At 69.0% G+C, this 18,186-nt stretch carries 15 protein-coding genes and 1 pseudogene; 8 read left to right on the top strand and 8 right to left on the bottom strand.

The genetic code is table 11. From position 1 onward, the window contains the following. Positions 1-16: 16 nt before the first annotated feature. Entirely contained in the window at positions 17-1,336 is a 1,320-nt protein-coding gene (locus ACL58G_RS18725; RefSeq protein WP_440962757.1) for a GMC family oxidoreductase N-terminal domain-containing protein, read from the top strand. Here the strand turns inward: ACL58G_RS18725 and ACL58G_RS18720 are convergent. Further along, on the bottom strand, positions 1,302-3,476 hold the full coding sequence (locus ACL58G_RS18720) for a glycoside hydrolase family 3 C-terminal domain-containing protein (protein WP_440962756.1): 2,175 nt from the start codon (positions 3,474-3,476) through the stop codon (positions 1,302-1,304). The two genes, ACL58G_RS18725 and ACL58G_RS18720, sit on opposite strands and share 35 nt — an antisense overlap. 168 nt (positions 3,477-3,644) lie before the next feature. Between ACL58G_RS18720 and ACL58G_RS18715 the strand changes: the two genes are divergently transcribed. Continuing rightward, complete coding sequence (locus ACL58G_RS18715) at positions 3,645-5,120, top strand: tryptophan halogenase family protein (protein ID WP_440962755.1); 1,476 nt, start codon at positions 3,645-3,647, stop codon at positions 5,118-5,120. 109 nt (positions 5,121-5,229) lie between these two features. Here ACL58G_RS18715 and ACL58G_RS18710 read toward each other — a convergent pair whose 3' ends face one another. Next, positions 5,230-5,865: a TetR family transcriptional regulator gene (locus tag ACL58G_RS18710; RefSeq protein WP_440962754.1), complete on the bottom strand. Its 636-nt coding sequence runs from the start codon at positions 5,863-5,865 to the stop codon at positions 5,230-5,232. An 83-nt stretch (positions 5,866-5,948) separates the two neighbouring features. Here ACL58G_RS18710 and ACL58G_RS18705 point away from each other — a divergent pair, with 83 nt between their 5' ends. The 4 genes and pseudogenes from ACL58G_RS18705 to ACL58G_RS18690 all read left to right on the top strand — a co-directional run bounded on the left by ACL58G_RS18705 (position 5,949) and on the right by ACL58G_RS18690 (position 9,631). Beyond that, positions 5,949-6,611, top strand: a complete 663-nt coding sequence (locus tag ACL58G_RS18705; RefSeq protein ID WP_440962753.1) for an O-methyltransferase — start codon at positions 5,949-5,951, stop codon at positions 6,609-6,611. A gap of 234 nt (positions 6,612-6,845) precedes the next feature. Further along, positions 6,846-8,168: pseudogene (locus ACL58G_RS18700) on the top strand (NCS2 family permease); the annotation flags it as partial. A gap of 191 nt (positions 8,169-8,359) precedes the next feature. Next, positions 8,360-8,767 carry a hypothetical protein gene (locus ACL58G_RS18695; protein ID WP_440962752.1) on the top strand — a complete coding sequence of 136 codons (408 nt, stop codon included), beginning with the start codon at positions 8,360-8,362 and terminating at the stop codon, positions 8,765-8,767. A 45-nt stretch (positions 8,768-8,812) separates the two neighbouring features. Further along, a complete protein-coding gene (locus ACL58G_RS18690; RefSeq protein ID WP_413389005.1) occupies positions 8,813-9,631 on the top strand; it encodes a metallophosphoesterase in 819 nt (272 codons plus the stop codon). 151 nt (positions 9,632-9,782) lie between these two features. Here the strand turns inward: ACL58G_RS18690 and ACL58G_RS18685 are convergent, their stop codons facing one another. Genes ACL58G_RS18685 through ACL58G_RS18675 form a run of 3 tightly spaced genes read right to left on the bottom strand, consistent with a single transcriptional unit; the run spans position 9,783 to position 13,603 of the window. Next, the gene (locus tag ACL58G_RS18685) at positions 9,783-11,189 is read right to left on the bottom strand and encodes a glycoside hydrolase family 88/105 protein (protein ID WP_413389006.1); all 1,407 of its coding nucleotides are present in this window, start codon (positions 11,187-11,189) and stop codon (positions 9,783-9,785) included. Positions 11,190-11,201: 12 nt separating this feature from the next. Further along, positions 11,202-11,885 carry a DUF6250 domain-containing protein gene (locus tag ACL58G_RS18680; RefSeq protein WP_440962751.1) on the bottom strand — a complete coding sequence of 228 codons (684 nt, stop codon included), beginning with the start codon at positions 11,883-11,885 and terminating at the stop codon, positions 11,202-11,204. Then, positions 11,882-13,603 (bottom strand): rhamnogalacturonan acetylesterase, encoded by a 1,722-nt coding sequence (locus ACL58G_RS18675; protein ID WP_440962750.1) that lies wholly within the window; start codon positions 13,601-13,603, stop codon positions 11,882-11,884. The genes ACL58G_RS18680 and ACL58G_RS18675 overlap by 4 nt, the downstream gene beginning before the upstream one ends. Before the next feature lie 117 nt (positions 13,604-13,720). Between ACL58G_RS18675 and ACL58G_RS18670 the strand changes: the two genes are divergently transcribed. Continuing rightward, a complete protein-coding gene (locus tag ACL58G_RS18670) occupies positions 13,721-15,049 on the top strand; it encodes a hypothetical protein (RefSeq protein WP_440962749.1) in 1,329 nt (442 codons plus the stop codon). On the opposite strand, the gene ACL58G_RS18665 is transcribed toward ACL58G_RS18670, so the two are convergent. Continuing rightward, on the bottom strand, positions 15,046-15,678 hold the full coding sequence (locus tag ACL58G_RS18665; RefSeq protein ID WP_413389010.1) for a 3-keto-disaccharide hydrolase: 633 nt from the start codon (positions 15,676-15,678) through the stop codon (positions 15,046-15,048). The two genes, ACL58G_RS18670 and ACL58G_RS18665, sit on opposite strands and share 4 nt — an antisense overlap. 46 nt (positions 15,679-15,724) lie before the next feature. On the opposite strand from ACL58G_RS18665, the gene ACL58G_RS18660 reads away from it, so the two are divergent. After that, positions 15,725-16,645: an alpha/beta hydrolase gene (locus ACL58G_RS18660; RefSeq protein ID WP_413389011.1), complete on the top strand. Its 921-nt coding sequence runs from the start codon at positions 15,725-15,727 to the stop codon at positions 16,643-16,645. An 8-nt stretch (positions 16,646-16,653) separates the two neighbouring features. Here the strand turns inward: ACL58G_RS18660 and rhaM are convergent, their stop codons facing one another. After that, positions 16,654-16,971 carry an L-rhamnose mutarotase gene (gene rhaM / locus ACL58G_RS18655; RefSeq protein ID WP_413339917.1) on the bottom strand — a complete coding sequence of 106 codons (318 nt, stop codon included), beginning with the start codon at positions 16,969-16,971 and terminating at the stop codon, positions 16,654-16,656. Next, the gene (locus ACL58G_RS18650; RefSeq protein ID WP_440962748.1) at positions 16,968-18,170 is read right to left on the bottom strand and encodes a glycoside hydrolase family 88/105 protein; all 1,203 of its coding nucleotides are present in this window, start codon (positions 18,168-18,170) and stop codon (positions 16,968-16,970) included. Before ACL58G_RS18650 ends, rhaM begins: the two co-directional genes overlap by 4 nt. Positions 18,171-18,186: the final 16 nt, after the last annotated feature.

Genomic DNA, 18,186 nt, shown 5'->3' with positions numbered 1-18,186 from the left:
CACGCTACAATGCCGGATGTCCGCGAACTCCCCTTCTTTCGACGTCATCGTGGCCGGCACCGGCCCCGGCGGCGCCAGCGTCGCGCGCGAGCTCGCGCGGGCCGGCGTCCGCGTGCTGATGCTGGAAGCCGGCGGCGCGGCGCCGCTCGCGGGCACCTTGACGCAGATGGCCGGCATGGCCGCCGTGCCCGGCAAGGGGGCGTTCCTGCACCGCGACCTGTCGCTGCTCGTGCGCGCGCTGACGACCGGCGGCACGTCGACCATCAATTTCGCCACCGCCGCGCCGCCGCCCGCCGCCATGTTCGCCAGGCACGGCATCGACCTCGCCCCGGCGCTGGCCGCCTGGCGCGCGGAACTGTCGATGGCGCCGCTGCCGGACGATCTGGTCGGCCCGATGGCCGCACGCATCGCCGCGGGCGCCCGCGCGCAAGGGCTCGCGTGGCGCAAGCTGGACAAGATGATCCGCCCGGCCGCGTGCCGCACCGGATGCTGGCGCTGCGTCTACGGCTGCCCGTTCGGGGCGAAGTGGTCGGCCCGGGAACTGGTCGACGACGCCTGCGCGCGCGGCGCGCGGCTCGCCACCCACGCGCACGTCACGCGCGTGCTGGTGGAAGATGGCCGCGCCGTGGGCGTCGAAGCGAACGTCGGCGGGCGGACGGAGACTTTGCGCGCCGGCCTCGTCGTGCTGGCCGCGGGCGGCATCGGCAGCCCGCGCATCCTGCGCGCGTCCGGCCTGCTGGGTGGCCCCGCGCCGTTCTTCAGCGACCCCGTCGTGGCCGTGATGGGCACGGTGGACGGCATCGAGGGCGGCGGCGCCGAGGTGCCGATGGCGGCCGGGCATGACGACCCGGAGGCCGGGATCGGCCTGGCCGACCTCACGCTGCCCCGCCCCATGTACCAGGCGTTCGCGGCGCAGGCGGGCCGGGTCGACCGGTTATTGGCACACGACCGCACGCTGACGATCATGGTCAAGATCCGCGACGAGGTCAAAGGCAGCGTCGGCCCGCGCTGGGTCGACAAGACGCTGGCGCCGGAAGACCGGCGCCGCTTCGATGCCGGCATCGCGCAGGCGCGCGGCATCCTCGAAGCCACCGGCGCGCATCACATCTTCGCCAGCCACCATTTCGCCGCGCATCCGGGCGGCACGGTGCCCATCGGCCAGGCGCTGGACGCGGACCTCGCGACGCCGACGCCGGGCCTGTACGTGTGCGACGCGTCCGTCATCCCCGGACCGTGGGGCCTGCCGCCCACCCTGACCCTGCTGTGCCTGGGCTGGCGGCTCGGCCGTCACCTGGCGCGGGTCAGCGCTTCACGGGCAGCGTCGTCGTCAGCCTGATGTCGGCCGACGACTCGCCCACCATCAGCGTCACGGGCACCGGCTCGACCTCGAACCGGCCCGCCTGCGTGTTCCAGTACGCGAGGCGCTGCGCCGCGAGCGGGATGCGCACCGTGCGCGTCTCGCCCGGCTTCACGTTCACGCGCTGGAAGCCGACGAGCGCCTGGCGCGGCCGCTCGACCTGCGACTTCGGCCATGCGGCGTACAGCTCGACGACGCTGTCGCCCGCCACCTTGCCCGTGTTGGTCACGTCGACGTCGACGTCGACCGTGCCGCCGGAAGCCAGCGCCGGCGCGCTCGTGCGCAGCTTCCCATACTTGAACGTCGTATAGGACAGGCCGTGCCCGAACGGGAACAGCGGCTGGCCCTTGAAGTACATGTAGGTGCGGCCGTGGCGGATGTCGTAGTCCATCATCGGCGGCAGCTGCGATTCCGCCGCCGGCCACGTCGCCACGAGCTTGCCGCCGGGGTTGTAGTCGCCGAACAGCACCTGCGCGAGCGCCGTGCCCTGGTCCTGCGACGCATGCGCCATCTGCACGATCGCGGGCACGTGCTCCTTCGCCCAGCCGATCGTGTACGGGAAGCTCGACACGAGCACCATCACCGTGCGCGGATTCGCCGCCAGCACCTGTTTTACCAGGCCTTCCTGCGCGAGCGCCAGGGTCTCGCGGTCGCGCCCCTCGCGGCCATCGCCCGGGTCGGCGCACGGCTTCGTGCCGGCGTCCGTCCACTCGTGCGCCATGTTCGGGCCGCAGGTCGGGTCGTTGCCGACGACGACGATGGCCACGTCCGCGTCGCGCGCCGCCTTCACGGCCGCGTCGTTCGCATTGTCGGCGGCATAGTTCACCTTCACGCCCGGTCCCACGGCCGCCTTGATGCCGGCCAGCGCCGTCACCGTGTACGGCGCGGTACCGCCATACCAGTCCCAGTGCACGCTGTCCGCATGCGGTCCGATCACGGCGATGCGCTTGATGCGCGGCTTCGCGAGCGGCAGCGCGCGGCCGTCGTTCTTCATCAGCACGATGGATTCCAGCGCCATCTTCAACGACACGGCCTTGTGCGCCGCGCTGTCCCACGGCGCCGGGCCGTCCTTGATCGCGGCATACGGATTGCCGGCCGGCGGGTCGATCAGGCCCAGCTTGATCGTCGTGCGGAACTTGCGCGCGAGCGCCTCGTCGAGATCGGCCACCGTGATGGACCCCTCCTTCAGCGCGGCGCGCAGCTCGTCCTGGTATTTGTCGAGGTACTGGTTGATGCCGGCTTTCAGGCCCGCGACGGCCGCCGCCTTCTGGTCCGGATACCGTTTATACAGTTTCACCAAGTTGCCGATGGCGCCGCCGTCGCTCGAAATCACGTCCGCGTTCCATTTCCCGATCACGAGGCTGCGCAGCACGGGGTGCACGCCCATCGGCGTCCCGTTCCACGCGTTGTACGACGCCATCAGGGCGCGCGCGCCGCCGTCCTCGAACGCCATGCGGAACGGCGCCGCATAATACTCGTGGAACAGGCGGTCGTCGAAGTCGGACGTCGAGTTGCCGCGCCCGTTCTCGTTGCTGTTGGCGAGGAAGTGCTTGAGGAGCGCCGCGCCGCGCCAGTATTTTGGATCGTCGCCCTGGATGCCGCGCGTGAACGCGGTCGCCATCGTCCCGACGAGGAACGCGTCCTCGCCATAGACTTCCTCGCTGCGGCCCCAGCGCGGGTCGCGCGCGAGGTCGGCCTGCGGGCCCCATTGCATCAGCATCGGATGCTTGTACTGCGCGCTCTGCGTGATGTAGCGGGCTTCCGTCGACTGCACGGCGCCGGCCTGGCGCACGAGCTCCGGGTCCCAGGTCGCGCCCATGCCGGGCGGCTGCGGGAATTGCGTCGTCGGGATCGGCTGGCGCTGGCGCTTTGATTCGCCCCGCTGCACGAGGCCGTGGATGCCTTCCGTGCTGCCGAAGCTGGGAATGCCGAGGCGCGCGACGCCGGAATCGGTCGACAGCGCGGCGATCTTTTCGTCGGGCGTCATCAGCGCCAGGATGTTGGCGATGCGTTGTTGCGGGGCCAGGTTCGGATCCTGGAACGGGTACGGCGCCGCGTGGGCGGTGCCGGCGCACAGCGCGGCGGCGAGGGCTGCGGCGCGGAGGATGTTCGTCTGCATGCTGTCTCCTTGTGTAAACGTTTTTTGTTAGCGCGAACATCCAAATCATACTCCGGAATGAAACCGTTTTCACAACACTCGGCCGCAAGTTCCTGTCCAGCGCTAAAAGTTTCTTGCGCGCCGTAAAGACATCAGTACAATCAGCATGCATACAAACAGGGAGACAGCATGACTTATGAACGCATCGTGGTCCTCGGCGGCGGCACGGCCGGCTGGATGGCCGCGACGGCCCTCGCGACGGGCCTGAAGGGCACGACGGTGGAACTGGTGGAATCGGAGGACATCGGCACGGTCGGCGTCGGCGAAGCGACGTTCCCGTCGATCCGCAACTACCACCAGATCCTCGGCATCCCCGAAGCGGACTTCCTGCGCGCGACGAACGGCACGTACAAGCTGGGCATCCGGTTCCGCGACTGGCGCGTCAAGGGCGAGGACTATTACCACACGTTCGGCGACTTCGGCATGCTGAACGGCCCCGAGTCGCTGTGGGGCCAGTACCGCCGGCACCCGCGCGCCAACCTGCCCGCGTTCGGCGAGCAATGCCTGCCGACCGTGATGGCGATGAACGACCGCTTCTGCGCGCCCGGCAAGGACGCCGCGAATTTCAACTACGCCTACCACTTCGACGCGAACCTGTATGCCCGCTTCCTGCGCGACATCGCCCTGAAGCGCGGCGTGCGCCGCACCGAGGGCAAGGTCGTCGACGTGGCGCGCCGGCCGGACGGCGGCATCGCGTCGCTGAAGCTGGACGACGACCGCGTCGTCAAGGGCGATCTGTTCATCGACTGTTCCGGCTTCTCCTCGCTGCTGCTGGGCCGCACGCTGGGCGAACCGTTCGTCGACTTCTCGCACTGGCTGCCCGTGGACCGGGCCTGGGCCGTGCCCTCCGCCCGCGTGGGCGACAACCTGACGCCGTACACGCGCGCGACGGCGCTCGACGCAGGCTGGGCGTGGCGCATTCCCCTGCAGGACCGCACGGGCAACGGCCACGTGTTCTCGTCCCGCTTCATCGACGAAGAAAAGGCCCGCGACCAGCTGCTGCGGCAGCTCGACGGCGAGGCACTGGCGGAGCCGCGCCTGCTGCGCTTCACGACGGGACACCGCGCCAAATTCTGGTCGCACAACGTCGTCGGCATCGGCCTCGCGACGGGCTTCCTGGAACCACTCGAATCGACCAGCATCTACCTCGTGCAGGTGGGCGTCGGCCGTTTGATGACCCTCCTGCAGCGGGGCAGCCCCGTCGCGCCGGACCAAGTCGACGCGTACAACACGGGCCTCACGCGCCAGTTCGAACGCATCCGCGACTTCATCCTGATGCACTACTGCCTGACCGCGCGCCGCGACACCCCGTTCTGGCAAGCCATGGCGGCCACGGAGCTGCCGGAGACGCTGGCCTACAAGCTGCACGCATGGCGCGAAACGGGTGTGCTGCACCAGTACGACGAGGAAGGCTTCGACGGCCACAGCTGGCTCGCGATCCACGCGGGCATGCAGAACTGGCCGGCGCGCAGCGATCCGACCCTGAAGCTGATCCCGGAGGAACAGTCGCTCGAATGGGTGCGCGAGCGCGCGACCCAGCTTGCGGCGGCGGTCGCGACGGTGCCGACGCATCACGAGTACCTGGCCAAGGTACTGGGTCGCTGACCCGTGAAAGTCGTTCCCGGACTAGCCGTCCGCCTTGGCGGGAATCCAAGTTTGTTTGGGTCGCGACTGCTCAACAGAATTGGGCCCCGGCCTTCGCCGGGGCGACGGCTCATGGCGCAGTGGCCAGCTTCTCCAGCCACGCACACAACATATCCGCCAGCCCATCCGCGTACGCCGCGACCTCCCCCTCCGTCCGCGGCCGCTCCGAAAACTGCTTGCCGACCGCCGACAGCGTATCGGTGAGCAGATCGGCCGCCAGCGCCCGCGTGGCCTCCGGTGCCCCCGGCAGCGCCTCGGCCAGGAACGTCCGCACAGCCTCTTCCCCCGACTGCCGCACCGCGCGCGCCTCGGGGGCGTCGCGGTACAGCGGCGCCGCATCGTTCAGCGCCACGCGCATCGCCGCCTCCTCGCATTCCGAGCGCACGAACGCGTGCACCAGTGACCGCAACCGGTCCGGCGGCGGCCGCGCCGTGTCCGCGAGGATGGCGGACAACATGGCCGTCGTGCGGCGCCATTCGTCGCTCTGCAGGCGGAACAGGATCGCCGCCTTGTTCGGGAAGTACTGGTACAGCGACCCGACGCTGACGCCCGCCTTTTCCGCCACGCGCGACGTCGTGAAGCGCTGCGCCCCTTCCGCCGCCAGAACCTGAACAGCCGCCTCCAGCACGGCCGCCACGAGCCCATTGGATCGGGCCTGTTTCGGTGCCTTGCGCGAGGCGATCTGGGGGCGGCGGCGTTCGGTCATCGGGGGCTCCGGGAATGCGAATAGAAAACCTGAAGGAATATTCGCATAATAACCGGACCCACTCACCACCACAAGGAACCACGATGACTACTCTCGCCACCGACCCCGTCGCCCCGCTGCTGGCGCGCCTGTTCGCCGAGACCGATGCCGAATCGCCGCTGGCCGCCTGCCGCGACCTGCCGGAAGCGGAACTGCAACGCCTCATGCGCAGCAAGACGGATTACCGCGACCTGTACGGCCGCCTGAAGGACCTCGCCCTGCCCGTGTCGCGCGGCACCGGCGTCCTGCTCTACATGCTGGCCCGCTCGAGCCGGGCCAGGACCATCGTCGAATTCGGCACGTCGTTCGGCATCTCGACCATCCACCTGGCCGCCGCGCTGCGCGACAATGGCGGCGGGCGCCTGGTCACCAGCGAATTCGAGCCGGCGAAAGTCGAGCGGGCGCGCGCCAACCTGGCTGCCGCGGGCCTGCTCGACCTCGTCGAGATCCGCACGGGCGACGCCCTGCAGACGCTGGCCGGCGACCTGCCGGATGCCATCGATCTCGTGCTGCTGGACGGCGCCAAGGCGCTCTATCCCGACGTGCTCGCGCTGCTGGAACCGCATCTGCGCCCGGGCGCGGCGATCGTCGCGGACAATGCGGACCACAGCCCGGACTACCTCGCCCGCATGCGCGCGCCGGCGTCCGGTTACCTGTCGATGCCGTTCGCGGACGACGTCGAACTGTCCGTCCGGACGGGCCGATAACGCGTTGATGGCAAACGCAATACGCCGCTGCGTATAGTGCCTATGCATAGGATGCATGGTTCGCCGCGCGCCTTCGGCCCTAAGCTTCTCTACTCATAACGATGAGACAACCCGGTGCCGCGTCCAGGCAATGCGCGCCGGGGCCGATAACATAGAGGAGCAGCAGCCATGTCACAGCCTCAACTCCAGCGCGTCGAACGCGCGGAGACTTTCACGTCCCCACCTGCCGCCAGCGGCAAAATCGACCAGTACTTCCAGATCTCGGCGCGCGGCAGCACCCAGCGCACGGAGGTGGTGGCCGGCGTCACCACCTTCCTCGCCATGGTGTATTCCGTGTTCGTCGTGCCGGGCATGCTGGGCCAGGCCGGCTTCGACGTCAGCGCGGTGTACGTGGCCGTGTGCCTGACCGCGGCCTTCGGTTCGTTGTTGATGGGATTCTGGGCACGGCTGCCGATCGCCGTCGGCTGCGCGATCTCGCTGACCGCCTTCACCGCGTTCGGCCTCGTGCTGGGCAAGGGCCTGACGCCGGCGATCGCGCTGGGCGCCGTGTTCCTGATGGGCCTGATCTTCACGGCGATCTCCATCACCGGCCTGCGCTCGTGGATCCTGCAGAATCTCCCGTCCGGCGTCGCGCACGGCACGGGCGTCGGCATCGGCCTGTTCCTGCTGATGATCGCGTCCAGCGAAGTCGGCCTCGTCGTCAAGAACGCGGGCGCGGGCCTGCCCGTCGCGCTGGGCCAGATCACCTCCTTCCCGGTCCTGATGAGCATCCTGGGCCTGGCCGCCATCTTCGGGCTGGAACAGCGCAAGGTCCCGGGCGGCATCCTGCTCGTCGTGATCGCGATTTCCGCCCTCGGCCTGGCCTTCGATCCGAAAGTGCACTTCACCGGCATCTTCTCGTGGCCGCAACTGAGCAGCCCGGGCCACGCGTCGCTGATCGGCGCGATGGACGTCAAGGGCGCGCTCAGCATGGCCGTGCTGCCCAGCGTGCTGGCCCTCGTGATGACCGCCGTGTTCGACGCCACCGGCACCATCCGCGCCGTCGCCGGCCAGGCCGGCCAGGTCGACGCGCGCGGCTACATCCATAACGGCGGCAAGGCCCTGACGGCCGATTCGGTCAGCTCCCTGTTCTCGAGCCTCGTGGGCGGCGCACCGGCGGCGGCCTATATCGAATCCGGCGTCGGCACCGCGGCCGGCGCGCGCACCGGCCTCGCCGCCGTCGTCGTCGGCCTGCTGTTCCTCGGCCTGATCTTCTTCTCGCCGCTGGCCGGCCTGGTGCCGTCGTATGCCACCGCACCGGCGCTGATGTACGTCGGCCTGCTGATGCTGAGCAGCGTGGCCCACATGAACATGGACGACAAGCTCGATGCGCTGGCCGGCCTCGTATGCGCCGTGTTCATCCTCCTCTCCTGCAACATCGTCACCGGCATCATGCTGGGCTTCTGCACCCTCGTGATCGGCCGCGTGCTGGCCGGCGAATGGCGCAAGCTGAACTTCGGCACCGTCAGCATCGCCCTCGCACTGGCCGCGTTCTACGCGGGCGGCTGGGCCATCTGATCCTCTCTCCCGGCGACCGTCCCTCCCCATCCACGGGATGCGGACGGTTGCCGCGCGGTCAACCGCGGCAGGCCTTTCTCCGTTCTCTCCATGTGATCCTCAGGGCGCCCGAATCCGGCCCAGCCGTATCGTACGCCGCATCCTTACGAAATTGTGTAATCTAAGTGACAACTTCTTACTAGGAGAACATTATGAAAGCCACCACCATTTCGAGCATCATGCTTGCTGTCGCCGTGCTGGTCACGGGTTGCCACAAGGCCGAGGACAAGAACGGCATGGGTCCGGCCCAGGAAGCCGGCAAGGCCATCGACGACGCGGGCGCCAAGGCCGCCGCCGAGTCGAAGGAAGCCGCCGCCAACGCCAACGCCGCCGCCCAGCAGGCCGGCGAGAATGCGAAGGATGCGGCCCACGAGGCCAACCAGAACGTCAAGGAAGCGGCCGACCGCGCCGGCGACAAGATGCAGCAGGCCGGCGCCGAAGTGCGCCAGGAATCGCACGAAGCCGCGCAGAACGTGAAGGAAGGCGCGAAGGACGCGACGGCCGCCACGGGACGCGGCCTGGAACGCGCCGGCGAGAAACTGCAGCAGGCCGGCAAGTAACGCATCGAACCGGGGTCCGTTCGCGAAGACAGGTATACTTGCTGGATGCGTATCCAGCTCTTCTCCGACCTTCACCTCGAACGCGACCCCGGGTTCCAGCCGACCATCTTCGCGGACACGGACGTCGTCGTCCTCGCCGGCGACATCGGTTCGTACCAGGCCCGCTCGCGCCTGGACACCGACGACTTCGGCCTCGGTCGCTTCGCCCCGGCCACGACGGGCGCCGCGGCGCGCGTCCTGTACGTTCCCGGCAACCACGAATTCGACGGCCTCGATTTCGACGCCACGCAGGCGCGCCTGCGCGCGACTTGCGCCGCGCTGGACATCACGTGGCTCGACCGCGAGATCGTCACCCTCGGCGACATCCGCTTCATCGGCACGACCCTGTGGGCCGACTTCGACGCCCTGGCGGTCTCCGAGACCGACATCGGGCGCCAGCTCAAGCAGCGCGAAAAGGCGTTCCGCGCCGCGAACTACTACCTCTCCGGGAACACGACGCTCGTGGATGGCGTGCCGCTGCTGGCGGAGGGCCAGCGGGAACTGTCGTTCGGCTGCCAGGCCTGGCTGCGCGACGCACTGGCCACGCCGTTCGACGGCACCACGATCGCGGTCACGCACTATGCCCCGACGCTGCGCAGCGCCGACCCGCGCTACGGCATCTCGCCCGGCACGGCGGGGTTCTGCAATGCGCTGGACGACCTGCTGCCGTTCGCGGACGTGTGGATGCACGGCCACCTGCATTGCGCGAACGACTACGTGGTCGAAGGCACGGGCTGGCGCTGCCGCGTGGTCGCGAATCCGCTCGGGTATGCGAACAAGGGCGAGCAGGCGGCGTTCCGGGAAGATCTCGTGATCGAGGTCTGAGCGCCGCCGTCATCCCCGCGCAAGCGGGGAGCCATGCCGAGGTCCCGAAGTCCGACTCCGGATATGCCACAGGGCGACCGACGTACGAAATTCTGGCGGTCAGCATGGATTCCCGCCAAGGCGGACGGCCAGTCCGGGAATGACGGTCACCTTATTGCGCGCCCTGGTACATCAACCCGCTGTCGTTCAGCCCGAACCTGAACTTGCGGTTCATCGCGATGATCTCGGCGCCGGCCAGCAACGTGGGCCCGTACCCGTGCGCCGCCTTCACGCTCGTCGGCCGGTACGCATAGAACGCGGGATCGAACGCCATGCCCGTGCCCACGCAGATGCCTTCGATCTGCCCGTTCGGCCGCACCTTGCTCGCGACGGCGTTCCACGCGAGGTTCGCCATCGGTCCGTAGGCCTGCGCGTCGACATAGCCGCGGTTGACGGCGCGTGCGATGGCGTAGGCGTAGATCGCGGTGGCGGACGTTTCCTGGTACGTGTCGCTGCGATCGATGAGCTGGTGCCAGAAGCCGTCCTTCGTCTGGTAGCTGGCGAGCCCCTTGACGTGCGCGCGCAGCTGTTCCAGTACGGCCTTGTAGTCCTTGTGCGTCTTCGGCAGCACTTCCAGCACCTCGACCATCGCCATCACGGCCCAGCCGTTCGCGCGCGCCCAGTGCATCTCCGGGTGGTCGCGCAAGCCTTCCACATAGCCGTGCATGTAGATGCCGAGGTTCTTGTTGAACATGCGCTTCGAGAATTGCAGCACCTGGCGCGCCGCGTCGTCGTAGTAACGCGCATCGCCCGTCGCCTTGCCGAGGTACGCGATCGTGGGCACGCCCATGAACATGTCGTCCAGCCACAGCGTGTCCGGCAGCGGGCGCATTTTCACGCCGCCGCGGCCGTCCGGACCGCCGCGCGCCAGCGTGCCGTCCTTCAGCCGGTACTCCTTCTTCGTGACGAAGTCGCCGCAGATCGGGATCATCTGCGAATAGTCCACCGGCGACCCCTCGAGCTTCGCCTTCAGGAAGCTCTGGCACAGCGCACCGGCATCGTCCAGCGCGTGCGGGTTCAGGAAGCTCTTGATGGGCGCGGCGGCGTGCTCGCGGTCGGCCTGGACGAGCGGCAGATAGGTCTTCGTCAGCCGCGCCAGCAGTTCGTGGCGCTTGAGCGCGTAATCCGTGTAGCGGCGGTCGCCCGTGGCGGCGCCGGCGGCCAGCATGCCCGTGTAGGTGACGCCCCATTCATAGCTCGTCAGCCGGAAATCGCCCGGCTTCAGCACGGCGTTCGCGTTCGGCGTGGACAGGTCCGCGATGGGCACGCCCGTGCGCTGGTCGATCACCTCGGCCGGCGTGACCTTGTCCAGGTAGTCGAACACGCGGTCCAGCACGGCCTTGACCTCGGCCGCGTCCATCGCGCGGTAAGGCGTCGGGTAATGCACGTCCAGCGCGTGCAGCATGGCGTCGGCCGCGGCCGGCCCCTTTTCCTGCGGGGCCGGCGCCTGCTGGGCCGACGCGTGCAGCGCGCAGGCGGCCAGCACCCCTGCCACGCAGGGCTTCAAACGGTTCTTCAAGCATGTCTCCTGTCAGTCGAGTCGTTGTATTTTCAGGTCGTCCACCGCCTGGCGCGACCACGTCGTACGCAGCCCGAACCGGCCGGACGTCAATGGATGCGGGTCGCGATACGTGAACCACGTATTGCCGTCCACGCGCACGCGCGTGCAGCCCTCGTAGACCGCGATCTCGATGCGGTAGTCGCGGTTCGCCTCCAGCAGGTGCGCGCCGTCCGTGTAGTCGGCGAGCAGTTCACGGCGGCCCCCGCCATAGCGGCGCAGGCGCGTCGTCGTGTTGCGGTTGCCGCCGATGCCCACGTAGTACAGCGACAGGTCGTCGTAGTCCTCGAACTTGCCGCTGCGCGTAAAGAGGTCGGCGCGCCTCGGATCGCGCGCCATCCAGAACACGTTCAGGTCGGACAGGCGGTCGTTCTTCCCGCCGTCGACGATCACGCGGCGCGTGAAACTGATCAGCACATTGCCGTACAGCGGCCGGTCCAGCCACACGGTGGCGCCGCCGTCGACGTCCATCACGAGCCGCCCGTCCCGGTTCTCGACGGCGTTGCCCGGCTTGCGCGCATACTCGGCCACCCAGCCCTCGAGCGGCTTGCTGAAATCGTCCTGGAACAACACGGCGCCGGGCCGGCCCCACGCGGCGCAATCGTCGGCCTGGGCGGATCCGCACAGGGCCATCGACAGGATCAGTGCGGCCCTCATTGCGCGGCCAGCGCGCGGTCGGCGAAATAAGCGCCCAGCGGATTGCCCGGCAGCGCCTTCAGGCCGGCGACGACGCGCTCCGCGTTGAACTCGGCGCCCGCCGCATTCGTGTGCGTGCGCGCATCGGCGAACAGCGTGTTCACCTTGTCCGCGCCGATCCGCCTGTAGCCGTCCGCCACGAGCAGCGTGAGGTCCATGAACAGCGCGCCGCTGGCCTCGGCCACCTGGCGGTCCCAGTCGGCGAACGTCGCGAAGTCGCGGCCTTCCTGCCAGCGGTCGCGATGGGGCACGGGCGACACGAGGACCACGGTGGCGCCCTTCGCCTTCGCATCCGCCACGTAGCGCGCCATGTACCAGCCGAAGCTGTGCACCTGTTCCTTCGTGCCGTCCGGACGCGTGTCCTCGACGGTCTCGGGACCGGTGCCCGGCGCCGACGCGCGGTTCTTCATCGCCGGGTCGCCGATCCGGCCCCCGTCGTTGTGGCCGAACTGGATCAGCACGACGTCGCCGCGCTTCAGCTGATCGCGCACCTTGTCCCAGCGCCCTTCCGTGTAATACGTGCGGCTGCTGCGGCCGCCGATCGCGGCATTCACCACGTTGATCCTGCGGGCGTCGAAATACGGTGCGATGCGCTCGCCCCAACCGATGGCGCCGTTCACGCCGCCGCTCTTCACCGTCGAATCGCCGACGAGGTACAAGGTCGGCAGGCTGGCATCGCGCGGTGCCTCGTCGCGCACCGCGCGCGCGTCGACGACGGGGCGGTCATCCTCGCGCACGGGCGGCTGCGGATTCACGGGCGCCCGGGGCTTCAGCCACGCGGCGATGCGCGGGTCGCCCAGCGCCTTCATGCCTTCCACGGCGACTTGCGCATTCAGGACCGCGCCCGCCCAGTTGGTGTGCGTGTGCTCGTCCGGCGTCGTCTGCGGAAACAGCTGCACGACGGCGTCATGGCCCAAGCCATCGTAACGGCGCGCGATGCCCTCGTTCAGGTCGATGAAGCCGACGCCTTCCGCCTTTGCCACCGCCGCGGCCCAGCCGCCGTACGTGTCGCGGTCGCGCTTCGCGTGGCCGGCCGCGTCCCACTGCTTGTGCGGGATCGGCGAGCAGATGATGGGCGTCGCGCCCCTGGCGCGAATGTCGGCCACGAACCGGCGCAGGTACCAGCCGTAGGTGTGCACGGTCTCGTGCTTGTGCGTGAGCAGGTTGTCGATCTCCTCGGTCTCGTCGCCGATGCCGCGAATCGTGCCGCGTGCGCGGCTCGTGTCGTTGACGGCGCCGGCGTCATTGTGGCCGAACTGCATGACGACGATGTCGCCCCGCTTGACGAAAGCCAGCGTGCGCTCCCAGTGGCCGCTCGTGATGTAGGTGCGGCTCGAGAGTCCGCCGACGGCGCGGTTGACGACGTTGACCCTGGCCGGATCGAACCACGCGGCGACCGGATTGCCCCATCCCCACTGGCCGGCCGCGCCCTTGCCCTGGCCATCGTCGCGGCCGTTGCGAACCGTCGAATCGCCGATCAGGATCAGCGACGGCAGCGCGGGGTTCGCGGGCTCCGGCAGCGTGACCTGGGCGCGGGCCGGGTCGGTATTCACGGCCGCCGGCAGCGGTTGCGCGTGGACGCTCGCACAGGCGAGCAGGATGAGCGGGGCGTGGAGCAATCGGCGCAGGGTGGAAAGCAGCGGCATGGCGGGATTCGGGTTCGTTGTCCTGCGTTGCATTCTATGCTCGCGCCGGCCGTCGTCAAAACGGGGCCGCCGAAAGAATCAGGAAAATGATCGGTTGTGCGCGGCCGCCGCTGCAACAATGATCGGATTCCAAAAACAAGGAGACCGCCCATGCGCATACTGACCGTATTGACGTTGTGCTGCACACTGCTCGCATCCCTCGACGCCCGCGCCGCCATCGGCCAGCGCTTCCCGTCCGAACGCAAGGAAGTCGTCGATCCCGTCACCGGCACCCGCCTGACCTTCCTCACGAGCCGCCCGCATGGCGATTCGAAGATCTACCAGACGCACCCGCAGTGGACCGCGGACGGCCAGTGGCTGATCTTCCGTTCGCACCTCGCCGGCAACGAGGCGATGGCCGTCAACGAAAAGACCGGCGACATCGTGCAGGTCACGGAAGGCGGCTACGAGGGCATGCTGAACGCGGCCCGCAAATCGATGAAGCTGTATTTCCTGCGCCGCGCGGGCGACGACCGGCAAGTCGTCGAGGTCGACCTCGCGCGCGTGTTCGCGGACAGCGCGGCCGCCCGCATGCGCGACGCGGCCAGCTACCAGCGCGTGGCCGCGACCCTGCCGGCCTCGATGGAAGCCTATGGCGACACGGCGCTGGACGCCGACGAGGAGTGGCTGTACGTCCGCGTCGGCCCGCACGAGGCGGCGCGCCACCTGGCGCCGGGCACGAAGCTGGAGCCCGCGTTCGGCCCGCGCAAGATGGGCGCCGGCCCGGCCGGCATCGCGCGCGTGAACGTGCGCACGGGCGAGGTGCGCCACGTCGTGTCGGTGCCGTTCCAGGTGGGCCACATCCAGGCGAACCTGTGGAATCCGGGCGAGATCGTGTTCTGCTGGGAGACGGGCGGCAAGTCGCCGCAGCGCACGTGGACCGTGCAGGCGGATGGCAGCGGCCTGCGCCCGCTGTATCCGGAAGCGCCGTACGAATGGGTGACCCACGAAGCGGTGATCGGCAAGGACGAAGTGGCCCTCGCCATCATGGGCCACCGCGCGATCCCCGGCGCGGCGGCGGCAGTGGACGCGCCGGCCACCGACGTCGGCGGCGCGAATCCCGGCCAGGACGACGGCTGGGGCCGGACGGGCACGCGCGAAAAACCGAGCGGCCTCGCCATCGTCAACCTGCGCACGCGCCAGATGCAGATCGTCGGCCAGACGCCGTCCGGCAGCGGCTTCTGGCACGTGCACGGGTCCAGCGACGGCCGCTTCGCCGTCGGCGACGATTTCAGCCGCAGCCTGTACCTGATCGACCGCGCGTCGCACGAGATGAAGCTGCTGACGACGGGCCACAAGACGACGGCCGCCGACCACCCTCACCCGACGTTCAGCCCGGACGGCACGCGCATCGAGATCCAGTCCGCGATGCTGTCGGCGGATGGCCGCACGCTGAACATCTGCATCGTGCCGGTGCCGGAAGCATGGCTCAAGCGTTAAAGCCGTTCCACGCGCAGGTTGCGCAGTTCGTACGGCGTGCCTTCGAGCTGGAAGCCGATGCGGCCCGTCGCCGGCTGCGCGATCGTGACGGCGTTCTGCGCCACGCCGTTGATCGTCACGTCGATGCAGCCGCCGCGCACCAGCACGTCCATGCTGTTCCACTCGCCGGGCGCACGCTCGCTGTCCGCGGCGACATGCGCCTTGATCGGCGGGTAGGCGCCGGGCGCCGTCGTCAGCGGTTCGTTGAACGTCGCACCGGCCATCGGCAACAGGTCGCCGGCGGCGCCATGCTTGGTCTGCACCTGGATGCTGTAGGGCCAGACGCCGTCCTTCGGCCCGGACGCCACGTGCAGCAGCACGCCGCCGTTGCCCGGCTTGCCGGTCCAGCGCCATTCCACGTGCAGGCGATAATCCGTGTACGTGTCGCGCGTGGCGACGAAGCCGGACGGCTTGCCCGCCACCGCGATGACGCCGTCGGCGCGCGGCTGCCAGACGGCGTCCAGCGCGGCGGCCGGCGTCGTGACGATGTCCAAGGCGCCGAGCGGACCATCGACGGACGCCGGCGTCGACGCGCACCCCAGCAAACCCGCGCACAGCAGTGCGCCGCCCAACCATCCAAGTTTTACCATGTCAGGACCTCAAATGAATCGTTCGAATGAAACCAGGAGACGCACTTTGAAACTCGTTGCCGGCGCCGTGCTCGCCGCAGGTGCCAATGCGGCATTCGCCGCACCGCAGCTGCCCGCCACCGCCACGATTCCGTTGTGGCCGGAAGGCGTGCCGGATGCGAAGCCCGGCCTCGGTCCGGAACACGTCGACGACGGCCGCGTGTCCAACGTGAGCGAGCCGACGTTGACCGTGTACGGCCCCGCCGTCGACCGCCCGAACGGCACCGCCGTCATCATCTGCCCCGGCGGCGGCTACGTGCGGCTGTCCACGGCGCGCGAAGGCGAGCAGTACGCGGCATGGCTCGGCACCCTCGGCATCACGAGCTTCGTGCTCAAGTATCGCATGCAGGAGTTCGGCCACCCGGCGCCTCTGCGCGACGTGCTGCGCGCCGTCCGCCTCGTGCGGTCCCAGGCGGCACGGTACCACATCCGCCCGGACCGCATCGGCGTGATGGGCAGCTCCGCGGGCGGCCACCTGGCGGCCAGCGCGGGCACGCTGTACGACCACCCGCTGGGCCGCACGGGCGCGGACCTGGACAAGGTCAGCGCCCGTCCCGACTTCCTCGTGCTGATGTACCCCGTGATCACGATGGACGGCCCGGCCGTGCATGCCGGCTCGCGCAAGGCGCTGCTGGGTGCCAACCCGTCCGCGGCCGACGTACGGCTGATGTCGGTCGAACGGCAGGTCACGGCCGCCACGCCGCCGACGCTCCTGATCCACACGCAGGAAGACCAGACGGTGCCGGTCGAGAACAGCATCCTGTTCTACCAGGCGCTGACGCGGGCGAAGGTGCCGGCCGAGATGGTTCTGTTCGAGCATGGGTCGCATGGGATGGGAATGCGGGCGGGGCTCGGGACGGCGTCGGAATGGCCGAAACGGGTAGAGGAATGGCTCAAGGCGCGGGGCCTGCTCGACCCCGCGAAGTAGACAATCCGTCACGGCAGGTGGAAGACCTGCCGCAGCGGCCACTCCTTGGGCCGGTTCCCCGGCTCGACCTCCATCAGCGGCGCCATGGCATCCCACCAGCGTCGCATGACGGGATGCTCCGGCAGCGCGGCGACCGTGTGCCCGTCGCGCAGCTTCAGCACCGCGAACAGCTGCAGCGACGCCTCGTCGAGGAAGATCGAGTAATCGTGGATGCCGGACGCGCGCAGCAGGTCCGCCAGCTCCGGCCAGATGTCGTCGTGGCGCCGCTTGTACTCGTCGACGTTCCCCGGCTTCAGCCGCATCACGAAGGCCCGGGTCTCGCTCATCGCACGCCTCCCTGCGCCATGCGCTTCAGTTCCGCGGCCGCCAGCATGAAGCCGCCGACACCATAGTCGTAGCTGGACGAAGGACGATAAAACGCCGGCTCGGCGCCCGTCTGCTGGATATTGCCGAGGCGGCCGTCCGCGTACACGTTCTTCAGGATGCCGGCCCAGGCCTTCGCGATCACGGGCCGGTACGTCGCGCCGTCGAGCAGGCCGTGATTCACGCCATACGCCATGCCGTAGACGAACAGCGCGGAGCCCGAGATCTCCGGCAGCGGGTAGGTCTTCGGATCGAGCAGGCCCGCGTGCCACAGGCCATCCGCGCCCTGCAGCAACGCGAGCTTTTCCGACATCTCGCGCAGCTGCTGCACATAGAAGCCGCGCTGCGGATCGTCCGCCGGCACGTAGTCCAGCACGCGCGCCAGGCCGCCCATCACCCAGCCTTCGCCGCGCGACCAGAAGATCTTCCTGCCGTTCGCCTCGCGCTTGTCCTTGTAGCTGGCGTCGCGCGCGTACAGATGCTCGTCCTTGTCGTACAGGAGGTCGTACGTGCGCTTCCAGTTCAGGTGCATGTAGTCGAGATATTTACGCTCGCCCGTCGCCTTGAACATCTTCGCCCACACGGGCGGCGCCATGAACAGCGCGTCGCACCACCACCACGGGATGCGCGGATCGTTCGGCTTGAGCGTCGCCAGGGGCAGCAGGTCGTCCATCTCGGCCTTCGTCAGGCGCAGCATGCCCGGGTTCTTCTCCTGGAAGTACAGGTCGAGGTAGGTCTGCGCGATCGACAGGTCGTCCGCGTTGGGCAGGCGGTCGCGCACCTGGAAGTCGAAATGGCGCGCCATCGCGAGCATCGCGTCGCGGTATCTGGTATCGCCGGTCGCCTCGGACGCCGCCATGAAGCCCGTGTACATCACGCTCTCCGTCCAGATGCGCGAAAAGTACGGCTGCGAGCGCGCGAGCTGCCAGTCCGCGACCTTGCGCAAGGCCTTGTCGATGGCAGCGGGCGTGAGCTCGGGCGACAGGTCCGTCGCGAGCGGGCCCGCAGCGGCCGGCGCGTCGCCGAAATGGCGGCTGATGTCCTTGTCGATGATGGCCTGCATGGCGGGCGTCGGTTGCGGGTAGCCGGCCGTCTGCGCAAACGCCGGCAGCGCCAGCGCGACGCTCGCGGCCAGCATGGTGAATCGTCGTGTCGTCGTCATGTTGTTCTCCTGTCGT

The sequence above is a fragment of the Massilia sp. GER05 genome (assembly GCF_052056005.1).
Lineage (GTDB): Bacteria > Pseudomonadota > Gammaproteobacteria > Burkholderiales > Burkholderiaceae_D > Telluria > Telluria orientalis.
This window is presented reverse-complemented; position numbering and strand designations above follow the sequence as displayed.

Bases quoted from the DNA above. Each gene is read 5' to 3' on its own strand.
- ACL58G_RS18705 (WP_440962753.1), top strand. From the start codon at position 5,949: ATGACTACTCTCGCCACCGACCCCGTCGCCCCGCTGCTGGCGCGCCTG.
- ACL58G_RS18650 (WP_440962748.1), bottom strand. From the start codon at position 18,170: ATGACGACGACACGACGATTCACCATGCTGGCCGCGAGCGTCGCGCTG.
- ACL58G_RS18690 (WP_413389005.1), top strand. From the start codon at position 8,813: ATGCGTATCCAGCTCTTCTCCGACCTTCACCTCGAACGCGACCCCGGG.
- ACL58G_RS18695 (WP_440962752.1), top strand. From the start codon at position 8,360: ATGAAAGCCACCACCATTTCGAGCATCATGCTTGCTGTCGCCGTGCTG.
- rhaM (WP_413339917.1), bottom strand. From the start codon at position 16,971: ATGAGCGAGACCCGGGCCTTCGTGATGCGGCTGAAGCCGGGGAACGTC.
- ACL58G_RS18675 (WP_440962750.1), bottom strand. From the start codon at position 13,603: ATGCAACGCAGGACAACGAACCCGAATCCCGCCATGCCGCTGCTTTCC.
- ACL58G_RS18680 (WP_440962751.1), bottom strand. From the start codon at position 11,885: ATGAGGGCCGCACTGATCCTGTCGATGGCCCTGTGCGGATCCGCCCAG.
- ACL58G_RS18670 (WP_440962749.1), top strand. From the start codon at position 13,721: ATGCGCATACTGACCGTATTGACGTTGTGCTGCACACTGCTCGCATCC.
- ACL58G_RS18715 (WP_440962755.1), top strand. From the start codon at position 3,645: ATGACTTATGAACGCATCGTGGTCCTCGGCGGCGGCACGGCCGGCTGG.
- ACL58G_RS18720 (WP_440962756.1), bottom strand. From the start codon at position 3,476: ATGCAGACGAACATCCTCCGCGCCGCAGCCCTCGCCGCCGCGCTGTGC.
- ACL58G_RS18725 (WP_440962757.1), top strand. From the start codon at position 17: ATGTCCGCGAACTCCCCTTCTTTCGACGTCATCGTGGCCGGCACCGGC.
- ACL58G_RS18710 (WP_440962754.1), bottom strand. From the start codon at position 5,865: ATGACCGAACGCCGCCGCCCCCAGATCGCCTCGCGCAAGGCACCGAAA.
- ACL58G_RS18665 (WP_413389010.1), bottom strand. From the start codon at position 15,678: ATGGTAAAACTTGGATGGTTGGGCGGCGCACTGCTGTGCGCGGGTTTG.